Consider the following 2,727-nt stretch of genomic DNA (forward strand, 5'->3'; position numbering starts at 1 on the left):
CGCAGCCGCACCCCCGTCGCCGACAACCTGGCGCAGGTGCTGCCGGCCAGCCTCGAGCTCGCGGCGCGGGCGGGACTGAGCATCAGCGCCCCCGCATCAGGTCGCGGACGCCGTCGCCGGCGAGGTTCGCCGCCAGCGCGATCACCAGGACCGCGAGGCCCGGGAAGATCGGCACCCACCACGCCTGCAGCAGGTACGCCATGCCCTGCGCGGCCATCGCGCCGAGCTCCGGCGCGGGTGCGGGCGACGACAGGCCGATGAACGACAGGCCCGACAGCGCGACCACCAGGCCGCCGACGTCGAGGCTCGCGGCGACGACGATCGTCGAGCGCACCCCCGGCAGCAGGTGCCGCGTGACCCGGGTGCCCCACGGGGTCCCCGCGAGCCGCGCGGCCTCCAGGTGCGGGCGGGCGGCCCACGCGCGGACCTCGCCGCGGACCAGCCGCGCGTACAGCGGCCACCAGACGACGGCGACGCCGACCAGCGCCGAGGTGAACGACGCGCCGAGCGCCGCGGCGACCGCCATCGCGATGACCAGGCCGGGCAGCGCGAGGAACAGGTCGGTCGTGCGCATGAGCAGCGCGTCGACCCAGCCGGGCAGCGCGCCCGCCAGCAGGCCGACCAGCCCGCCGACCAGCACGCCGGACGCGATCACGACCGCCGCGGCGACCAGGCTGGACCGCATGCCGAACAGCAGCCGGGACAGGATGTCGTAGCCCAGCGCGTCGGTGCCGAGCAGGTGCTCGGGGCTCAGCGGCGGCAGGAACGCGTCGCCGCTGCGCAGGACCGGGGAGTGCGGCGCGAGCACCGGGGCGGCGAGCGCGACGACCACGATCAGCGCGAGCGCGCCAATGGCGACCAGGTCGACGCCGAGGGCGCGGTGCCGGACGGCGGTGACGCGGGCCCAGCGGCGGGCCGCGCGGGTGGTGGCGCCGCCGGGGGAGACGGCGAGGTCGGCGGTGGTCATCGAGCGGCTCCCGTGGTGGTGGCGACGCGGTCGCGACGGTGCTGCGGGCCGGGGATCGCGCCGAGCAGCGTGCGGGTGTACTCGTGCTGCGGGCGCTCGCAGACGTCGTCGGTCGGGCCGATCTCGACGATCCGGCCCTCGCGCATCACGGCGACCCGGTCGGCGACGATCCGCGCGGCCGCGAGGTCGTGCGTCACGAACAGCACGGACATCCCGAGCTCGCGGCGCAGCCGGCCGATCAGGTTGAGCACGGTGGCCGCGAGCGACACGTCGAGCGCACTGGTCGGCTCGTCGCACAGCAGGACGGTCGGCGGCACGATCACCGCGCGGGCGAGCGCGACGCGCTGCCGCTGACCGCCGGAGAGCTGGTCGCCGCGGGCCCGCGCCGTCTCCGGCGGCAGGCCGACCGTGCGCAGGGCGTCGAGCACGCGGTCCGTGCGCTCCGCCCGGGACATCCCCGTGACGTGCGCCTGGAGCCGCTCGTCGAGCATCGTGCCCACCCGCAGCCACGGGGTGAGCGAGGCGCCGGCGTCCTGGAACACCATCTGCGGGGCGGCGCCCGCGGCGACGGTCACCTCGCCGGCGGTGGTGGTCTCCAGCCCGGCGACGACGCGCAGCAGCGTCGACTTGCCGCAGCCGGACTCGCCGACCAGGGCGACGGCCTCGCCGGCGCGGACCTCGAGGTCGACGCCGCGCAGCGCGGGCAGCTCGCGGCGCCGCCACGGCGGGCCGCTGCGGAACACCCGGTGCGCGTCGCGGACGGTGACCGCCGTGCCGTCCCGCAGGACCACCGGGGGCCACACGGCGGGGAGCTCCGGGGTGGGTGCGCCGGGCGCCAGGTCGAGGACGCCGTCGGCGCCGACGGCGACGTCGTCGTCCGCCGGCCCCGGCGCCGCGGGCGCCGCCGCGCCCGCGGCGGACACCGGCATCGCCGCCAGCGGCCGGTCCCGCGGGGTCCGCAGGTCGATCCGCGACCGCAGCAGGTTCTTCGTGTACGCGTGCGCCGGGTTGCCGAACACCTCGTCGACGCCGGCGGTCTCGACGATCCGCCCGTGCTGCATCACGGCGATCCGGTCGCACACCTGCGCCGCGACGCCGAGGTCGTGGGTGACGAACACGATCGAGCAGCCGATGTCCTCGCGCAGCGTCAGCAGCAGGTCGAGGATCTGCGCCTGCACCGTGACGTCGAGGGCGGTGGTCGGCTCGTCGGCGAGGATGAGGGACGGGCGGCGGGCGACGGCGAGCGCGATCATCACGCGCTGGCGCAGGCCGCCCGACAGCTGGTGCGGGTAGGCCTTGAGCCGGTCGGCGGCGCGCGCGATGCCGACGTCCTCCAGCAGGGACAGCGCGTGGGCCCGGTCGCGGGTGACCTCGCCGAGCTGCCGCCCGATCGTCATGGTCGGGTCGAGCGAGGTCATCGGGTCCTGGAACACCGCGCCGACGTGCTGCCGGCGGGCGGCGCGCCGGGCCCCGTCGGGGGCGCCGATCATGTCGGTGCCGGCCAGGTCGACCGCCCCGGAGACCACGGGCCGGGCGGAGGCGGGCAGCAGGCCCATGACCGACAGGCCGAGGATGCTCTTGCCCGAGCCGGACCCGCCGACCAGGCCGACGACCTCGCCGCGCTCGACGGTCAGGTCGACGCCGCGGACGGCGTGCACGGTCTCGCCGTCGCGGGTCAGCCGGACGTCGAGGCCGTCGACGCGGAGCACGGGGCTCTCGGCAGCGGGCATGGCGGTCTCCTTGGGAGGGGGGGGACGTGG

Annotated in this window: 2 protein-coding genes; both read right to left on the reverse strand. The window is 77.2% G+C overall.

Going from position 1 to position 2,727, the window contains the following annotated elements; all coding sequences use genetic code 11:
• Positions 1-82: 82 nt before the first annotated feature.
• Complete coding sequence (locus tag MHY85_RS20765; protein ID WP_239200316.1) at positions 83-967, reverse strand: ABC transporter permease; 885 nt, start codon at positions 965-967, stop codon at positions 83-85.
• Positions 964-2,697 (reverse strand): ABC transporter ATP-binding protein, encoded by a 1,734-nt coding sequence (locus MHY85_RS20770; protein WP_239200319.1) that lies wholly within the window; start codon positions 2,695-2,697, stop codon positions 964-966. Before MHY85_RS20770 ends, MHY85_RS20765 begins: the two co-directional genes overlap by 4 nt.
• Positions 2,698-2,727 lie beyond the last annotated feature (30 nt).

The sequence above is a fragment of the Cellulomonas sp. ACRRI genome (genome assembly GCF_022346185.1).
Lineage (GTDB): Bacteria > Actinomycetota > Actinomycetes > Actinomycetales > Cellulomonadaceae > Cellulomonas.